General features: G+C 69.5%; 6 protein-coding genes. 5 read left to right on the forward strand and 1 reads right to left on the reverse strand.

Features of this window, described 5'->3' with window-relative positions:
• The first annotated feature begins 44 nt into the window (after positions 1-44).
• Genes ACYVHG_RS13035 through ACYVHG_RS13045 form a run of 3 tightly spaced genes read left to right on the forward strand, consistent with a single transcriptional unit; the run spans position 45 to position 3,394 of the window.
• Entirely contained in the window at positions 45-2,072 is a 2,028-nt protein-coding gene (locus tag ACYVHG_RS13035) for a protein kinase domain-containing protein (RefSeq protein ID WP_461167884.1), read from the forward strand.
• 22 nt (positions 2,073-2,094) lie between these two features.
• Positions 2,095-2,730: a DUF6319 family protein gene (locus tag ACYVHG_RS13040; RefSeq protein ID WP_461167885.1), complete on the forward strand. Its 636-nt coding sequence runs from the start codon at positions 2,095-2,097 to the stop codon at positions 2,728-2,730.
• 7 nt (positions 2,731-2,737) lie between these two features.
• A complete protein-coding gene (locus ACYVHG_RS13045) occupies positions 2,738-3,394 on the forward strand; it encodes a nitroreductase family protein (RefSeq protein ID WP_461167886.1) in 657 nt (218 codons plus the stop codon).
• A gap of 164 nt (positions 3,395-3,558) precedes the next feature.
• On the opposite strand, the gene ACYVHG_RS13050 is transcribed toward ACYVHG_RS13045, so the two are convergent.
• Complete coding sequence (locus ACYVHG_RS13050) at positions 3,559-4,734, reverse strand: TetR/AcrR family transcriptional regulator (protein WP_461167887.1); 1,176 nt, start codon at positions 4,732-4,734, stop codon at positions 3,559-3,561.
• Between the two features lie 156 nt (positions 4,735-4,890).
• Here ACYVHG_RS13050 and ACYVHG_RS13055 point away from each other — a divergent pair, with 156 nt between their 5' ends.
• Both ACYVHG_RS13055 and ACYVHG_RS13060 read left to right on the forward strand, forming a co-directional pair.
• Positions 4,891-6,102 carry an acetyl-CoA C-acetyltransferase gene (locus tag ACYVHG_RS13055; protein WP_461167888.1) on the forward strand — a complete coding sequence of 404 codons (1,212 nt, stop codon included), beginning with the start codon at positions 4,891-4,893 and terminating at the stop codon, positions 6,100-6,102.
• 32 nt (positions 6,103-6,134) lie between these two features.
• The coding region (locus tag ACYVHG_RS13060) for an enoyl-CoA hydratase/isomerase family protein (protein ID WP_461167889.1) at positions 6,135-7,025 on the forward strand (891 nt) is incomplete at its 3' end.

The following is a 7,025-nucleotide window of genomic DNA, read 5'->3' on the forward strand; positions in this document are numbered from 1 at the left end:
CGGTACGTTTTCTACGCTGTACCGCAGGGAACGGAGGTGTCTACGTGGTCGCCGAACCAGGTGAATCGATCGCGGGGTACGTGATCGAGTCGGTGCTCGGTACCGGTGGCATGGGCACGGTGTACCGGGTGCGGCACCGCACGCTGCCCCGGTCCGTCGCACTGAAGGTGCTGCAATCGCAGATGTCCTCCGATCCGTCGGTGCGCGCCCGATTCGACCGCGAGGCCGACATGATCGCCGCGCTCAAACACCCGCACATCGTGGACGTCTACGACCGCGGCGAGACCGACGGTCACCTGTGGATCGCCATGGAACTGGTCGAGGGCGGCAACCTCGCCGAGACGGTCCGGCGTGAAGGTCCGTTCACCCTCGATCGCACCGTCGCCGCCGTGGAGCAGGTCGCCGATGCCCTGGACTACGCCCATCAGCGCGGCATTCTGCACCGGGATGTGAAGCCCGCGAACTTCCTCGTCGACCCCGGTCGGCGAGGTGAGCAGGTCAAGCTCGCCGATTTCGGGATCGGTGCGGCGCAGACGGAGGTCGGCCAGCACACCCAGACCGGCACCGTGGTGGGGACCCTGGCCTACACCGCTCCGGAGGCACTGCTGGGCGACCCGGTCGATCACCGCGCCGATGTCTACTCACTGGCCTGTGCCACCGTGGTGCTGCTCAGCGGTGCACCGCCGTTCACCAGCACCGTCTCCGGACAGTTGATCCTCGCGCACATCAGCCAGAATCCGCCCAGCATCCGGCTCAAGCGGCCCGATCTCTCGCCCGAGGTCGACTTCGTGCTCGCGCGCGGTCTCGCGAAGAACCCGGCGGACCGGTACGCCACCGCCGGCGAGTTCGCCGACGCCCTCGCGGCCGCGTCCCGGCGGGCACCGGGTGCGTCCGGTCCCGCGACGCTGCCGCCGCTGCCGCCGCAGGGGCCGTACCCCGTGCCGATGCGGTCCAACCCGTCGAATCCGGCGACGGTGCCGGGCGGGCCGTTCCAGCCGGACGGCCGGTTCCAGCCGGGTGCGCAGGTCCAGCCGGGCACGCGGTTCCAGTCCGGCGCGCAGAGCCCGCAGGCGGCGATCGCGGCCGTACCGCGCCGCAGGCGCACCGCTGCGCTGATCGGTGGGGCGGTCGCGCTGGTCCTGGTGCTGGCGACGGTGCTCGGTGTGGTCCTGCTCGGTGGTGACGACAGCGGCGACGCTCCCGCGCTCGACGCCTGGAGCCCCAGGACGATCACCGACGCCAACGGTGAGACCAGGATCGACGACCGCCCGTCGCGGATCGTCGCTCTCGGCCCGGGCGATGCGGAGATCGTCTCCGCGCTCGGTTTCGACGTGGTCGCCGGAGCGAACGGCCCCAAGTCCGAACTGCCCTCCTGGGTGCCGGCGCTGAAGAACGTGACCTCGGCGGGGACCGCCGTCCGGCCGGACCGCTCGGCCGTCGAAGCGGCCAAGCCGGACTTGATCATTGACACCGACCCGGCTGCGGCACAGGCGGTCAAGGATCTCAAATCCGTGGCCGGCGGGCGGGCGATCACCGCACCCGGCTCCGCCAAAACCGGCTGGACCTGGCAGGACCAGCTCTCGTACATCGCGCAGGCGCTCGGCGCGAAGGACCGCGCCACTGCGGTCCGGGAGAAGTACGAGTCCAGGATCACGGCCCTGCGCTCGGCGAACCCGGCGTTCAGCGGCAAGAAGATCGACGTGGTGCACTTCGACGGGACGAGTACCTCGGTCGCGGGTGATTCGGCGGGTGCGTTCCAGCTCCTCGGCCAGCTGGGATTCTCCATGCAGGCGCCGGGAAGCACCCCGGGATCGGCGTGGTCCATCGTCGGGTCCTCCGACCTGTACAAGGTGGTGAACTCCCGGGAGGTCGACAAGGTGCTGGTGGCGCGGACCGATCCGGCCGCGGGCAACGGCGGCTACGACGGACTGCCGTCGTCGCTGACCTACGGTGCGCCGGTGATCATCGTGGACCGCAACAGCGGGGTGGACGCGTTGCTGTACGGTGGGCCGCTCGCGATCGACACCGTTGAGAGTCAGGTTCTCCCGGCGCTCGTGAAGGGGATCAAATGACCGGACCGGAAGGCGCTCACTGATGGCCGAACAGACGCTGACCGCCGATGACCTGCAGCGCTACCGTGAGGCGCTGGAGGCGGGGAAGAAGCCCCTGGTCTACTTGATCGAGGCGGTCCCCGGCCTGGGACTGGCCGCGGGTGCGTCGGCGCGGATCGTCGAGATCTCCGGGACGACGGTGACCGTCAAACCCGCCGGGATCGACGACCGGTTGCCGTACGAGGCGGGGGAACTGCGGGCCACCAAACAGGCGAAGCCCCTCGCGCGGCGCAAGCCCGCTGCCGCACCGGCGAAGGCCTCCGGTGCGGCGCAGGCGAAGGCACCGGGGAAAGCACCGGGGAAGCGGGCCGGGACGGCTCGGTCCGTGTCGATCACGGTGCATGTCGGCGCCGACAACACCGCTTCACTGAAGGTGAGCAGGAACGCCCAGAAACCCGCGGGGGCACAGGAGCTTCCGCTTGCAGCGGTGCACAAGGCGCTGGCCGGACTGGCCGACGAGGATGCGAAGTCGGCGGTCGGCGAGGTGCTGTCCGCTGCGCGCGAGGCCGCGGCCGACCGGGTCGCGGCGCTGCAGGCCGAGCTCGCGGCGGCGAAGAAGTCACTGGCCGTCCTCGATCGCGCGAAGCGGGGGAACACGACGGCCGGTCGGGCTCGTTGAACCGGGTATGAGTGAGCAGCCGCAGCACCTCGATCTGACCGCCGATCAACTGCTGACCACCACCCGATCGGTCCGCAAGCGCCTGGACCTCGAACGTCCGGTGCCGACGGCGGTGATCACCGACGCGCTGCGGGTGGCGCTCCAGGCACCGTCGGGCAGCAACGCGCAGCGCTGGCACTGGATCGTGGTGACCGATCCGGAGCAGAAGCGGGCCATCGCCGAGTACTACCGCAGGTCCTACCACGCCTACGCGCAGGCCACGTCGGCGGCGCAGGCGGCGGAGCCGCCGGAGGACCCGGCCACCGCGGAGCGGGTCGCCTCCAGCGCGACCCACCTCGCCGAGGTGCTCGACCGGGTCCCGGCGCTGGTGATCGGTGCCATCGAGGTGCCCGGCGGCGCTCTGCCCGACGGCAACCAAGCCGGCCTGTGGGGTTCGCTGTTGCCCGCCGCGTGGAGCCTCGCACTGGCTCTGCGTGAACGGGGCCTCGGGTCGGCGTGGACCACCCTGCACCTGCGGTACGAGCGTGAGGTGGCGCAGATCCTCGGCCTGCCGGAGGACATCCGTCAGGGCGTTCTGCTGCCCGTCGCCTACACCAGGGGCACCGACTTCAAAGCCGCACCGCGCCGTCCACTCGACGACGTGCTGCACATCGACCGCTGGTGACCGGATCGTTCCGCCTCCGGGACGATCCGCTGCGCTATCAGCAGGCGGTGCGCCTGGAACACGCCGAGTTGTTGATCGACCGGGGGGGCGACGGTCGAATCAGCCGCTGGAGCAGTCGGATTCGCCGATGCCCGGATGCTCCGGAGGCTCCGTCGTGACCGCGATCAGATGTCCAGTGCGGCGTCCATCAGGAAGACCAGCTCGTCGTAGAAGCGCGGCCGGCGGCGCAGGCGCCGGGTACGGCCGAAGTCGTTGGCGATGGTCATCGCGGCGCCCACGGCGATCCGGGAGGCCGCGGCGTCCAGGCCGCGGCCCTGCGCCAGCAGCGCCACCCACCTGGCCACGTACGCCTTCTGTGCGGCCAGCGCGGCCTCGCCGCCGGACTCGATCACCACCTCGCGGCCCACGGTGAAAGCCACCGCGAGATCGGTGCTGGACACCAGGTTCGAGGCGTACGAGCGCACCTGCGCCCGGAGTTCGGCGATCGGATCACCGTCGGCGGTCGCGGCGGCGCCGGCCACACCCACTTCCAGTGCGGCCCGCGCGCGCCCGGCGATACCCACAAGGATGGACGCCTTGGACGGGAAATGCCCGTACACGCTGGGGCCGGAGATCCCCACGGCGGCACCGATATCGTCCATTCCGACGGTGCTGTAACCGCGGGAGAAGAACAACTCCGATGCGGCGTCGAGGATCTCGTCGCTGCGTACCACCGGTAGGCGGCGAGGGCCGGGGGCCGGCAGTGCCGGGGCCTTCGACGGCACCGCCCGGAGCACCCGCGCGGTGACCAGTTCCAGCTCGCCCCGGTATCGGCGGGTCCCGATCCGTCCGCGGCTCGGCGGTACCGATCCGCCCACCGCCAGTGCCGCCCAGGCCAGAACTCGGGCGTCGTCGTCGGCGAGGTAGGGGTGGTCGCGGCGCAGTACCTGGGTCCACGACCCGAGGACCGCCTCACTGGCCGCGATCATCTCCTGCGCCTGCGCGGCGGTCAGGTGCCGCCGGTTCCACCGCCACAGCGCCAGCGGTCCCGGATCCGAGACCGCCATCGCGATCACCGCGGAGGCCAGATCGCTGAAAGTCGCATCCGCGCCGGCGAGCACCTGATCGGTGATCCGGGCCATCTCGTCCACCGCCGAACGCATGGCGGCGGCGAGGATCGACTCCTTGTCCGGGAAGTACCGGTACACGCTCGGACCGCTGATCCCGGCGGCGCGAGCGATATCGGCCACCGAGACGTTCCCGTAGCCGCGCTCGAGGAAAAGGCCGGTCGCGACGTCGACCAGCTGACGACGTCGTGCTTCGGGGCGCAGGCGGGTACCCGGCGTGCGGATGGCGCTCATGGTTAACGTAACGATAGCCGATGAATCACGTTCCACGAGGGGATCTACGTGCAAATCTTTCCAACTAAGCTATGGGCGGTTAGCCTGTAACGGTGACAGCTTCACGCCTTCGACGTGGGGCTCGGAACACCTTCTTCGAAAGGACGGGAAGACCAAGTGTCTGACGCATTCATCTACGAGGCGATCCGCACGCCGCGTGGCAAGCTCAAGGGCGGCTCGCTGACCGCCATCAAGCCCACCGACCTGGTGGTCGGCCTGATCGACGAGATCCGCGACCGCAATCCCGAGCTCGATCCCGCGTCGATCGACGACATCGTGCTCGGTGTGGTCTCGCCGGTCGGCGAGCAGGGCTCCGACATCGCCCGTACCGCTTCGATCGTGGCCGGTCTGCCGGACACCGTCGCGGGCGTGCAGATCAACCGGTTCTGCGCCTCCGGCCTGGAGGCCACCAACATGGCCGGCCAGAAGGTCAGCTCCGGCCTCGGTGACGACCTGGTGCTCGCCGGCGGTGTGGAGTCGATGTCGCGGGTGCCCATGGGCTCGGACTTCGGCGCACTGTTCTACGACCCGCAGTACAGCTACGACAACTACATCGCGCCGCAGGGCATCGGTGCCGATCTGATCGCCACCATCGAGGGCTTCACCCGCGACGATGTGGACGAGTACTCCGCGCAGTCGCAGGACCTCGCCGCGAAGGCCTGGGACGAGGGACGCTTCGCCAAGTCGGTCGTGCCGGTCAAGGATCAGAACGGCCTGGTCGTCCTCGACAACGACGAGCACCGCCGCCCCGGCACCACGGCCGCCGACCTCGGCAAGCTGCGCCCGGCGTTCACCGTGATCGGTGAGATGGGCGGCTTCGACGCCGTCGCACTGCAGCGCTACAACACCGTGGAGAAGATCAACCACGTGCACACCGGCGGCAACAGCTCCGGCATCGTCGACGGTGCGGCGCTGGTCCTGGTGGGCAACGAGGCCGGTGGCAAGAAGGCGGGCCTGACCCCGCGCGGCCGGATCGTGGCCACCGCGTCCACCGGTGCCGATCCGACGATCATGCTCACCGGACCCACCCCGGCCACCGAGAAGGTGCTGGCCAAGGCCGGACTGACCCCCGCGGACATCGACGTCTGGGAGCTCAACGAGGCCTTCGCGTCGGTGGTGCTGAAGTGGATGAAGGATTTCAAGCTCGACCGTGAGCAGGTCAACGTCAACGGCGGTGCGATCGCGCTCGGTCACCCGCTGGGTGCGACCGGCGCCATGCTGGTGGGCACCGTGCTCGACGAGCTCGAGCGCACCGGTGGCCGCTACGGCCTGATCACGCTGTGCATCGCCGGCGGTATGGGCTCGGCCACCATCATCGAGCGCATCTGACGCCCGCCGGAACTACAGGAGACGCAAAAAACATGTCTGACAACATGATCCGCTGGGAGAAGGACGCCGACGGCATCGTCGTACTGACGATGGACGATCCCACCAGCTCCGCAAACACCATGAACGACCTGTACGGCCGTTCCATGACCGAGACCCTCGACCGGCTCGAGGCCGAGGTCGAGGACATCACCGGCGTGGTGCTCACCTCCGCGAAGAAGACCTTCTTCGCCGGTGGCAACCTGACCGAGATCCGCAAGGCCACCAAGGCCGATGCACAGCAGGTCTTCGACAACGTCCAGGCGATCAAGAAGGACCTCCGCCGCCTGGAGAAGCTGCCCAAGCCCGTCGTCGCCGCGATCAACGGTGCCGCACTCGGTGGTGGCCTGGAGATCGCGCTGGCCGCGAACCACCGCATCGCCGCCGACGTCAAGGGCAGCAAGATCGGTCTGCCCGAGGTCTCGCTCGGTCTGCTGCCCGGAGGCGGCGGCGTGACCCGCACCGTGCGCATGCTCGGTCTGCAGGGCGCGCTGATGGGTGTGCTGCTGCAGGGGCAGCAGATGGCCCCGGCCAAGGCGCAGAAGACCGGCCTGGTCAACGAGCTGGTGGGCACCGTCGACGAGCTGGTCCCGGCCGCGAAGGCGTGGATCAAGGCCAACCCGGACCAGGCCGTGCAGCCCTGGGACGTCAAGGGGTTCGAGATCCCCGGCGGTTCGCCGATCGACAAGACGCTGGCCGCCAATGCGCCGGCCTTCCCGGCGAACCTGCGCAAGCAGCTCAAGGGCGCACCGATGCCCGCACCGGAGGCCATCATGGCCACCGCGTTCGAGGGCACCTACGTCGATTTCGACACCGCCCTGGAGATCGAGTCCCGGTACTTCACCAAGCTGGCCACCGGTCAGGTGTCGAAGAACATGATCAAGGCG

It is taken from the genome of Tsukamurella serpentis (assembly GCF_054780975.1).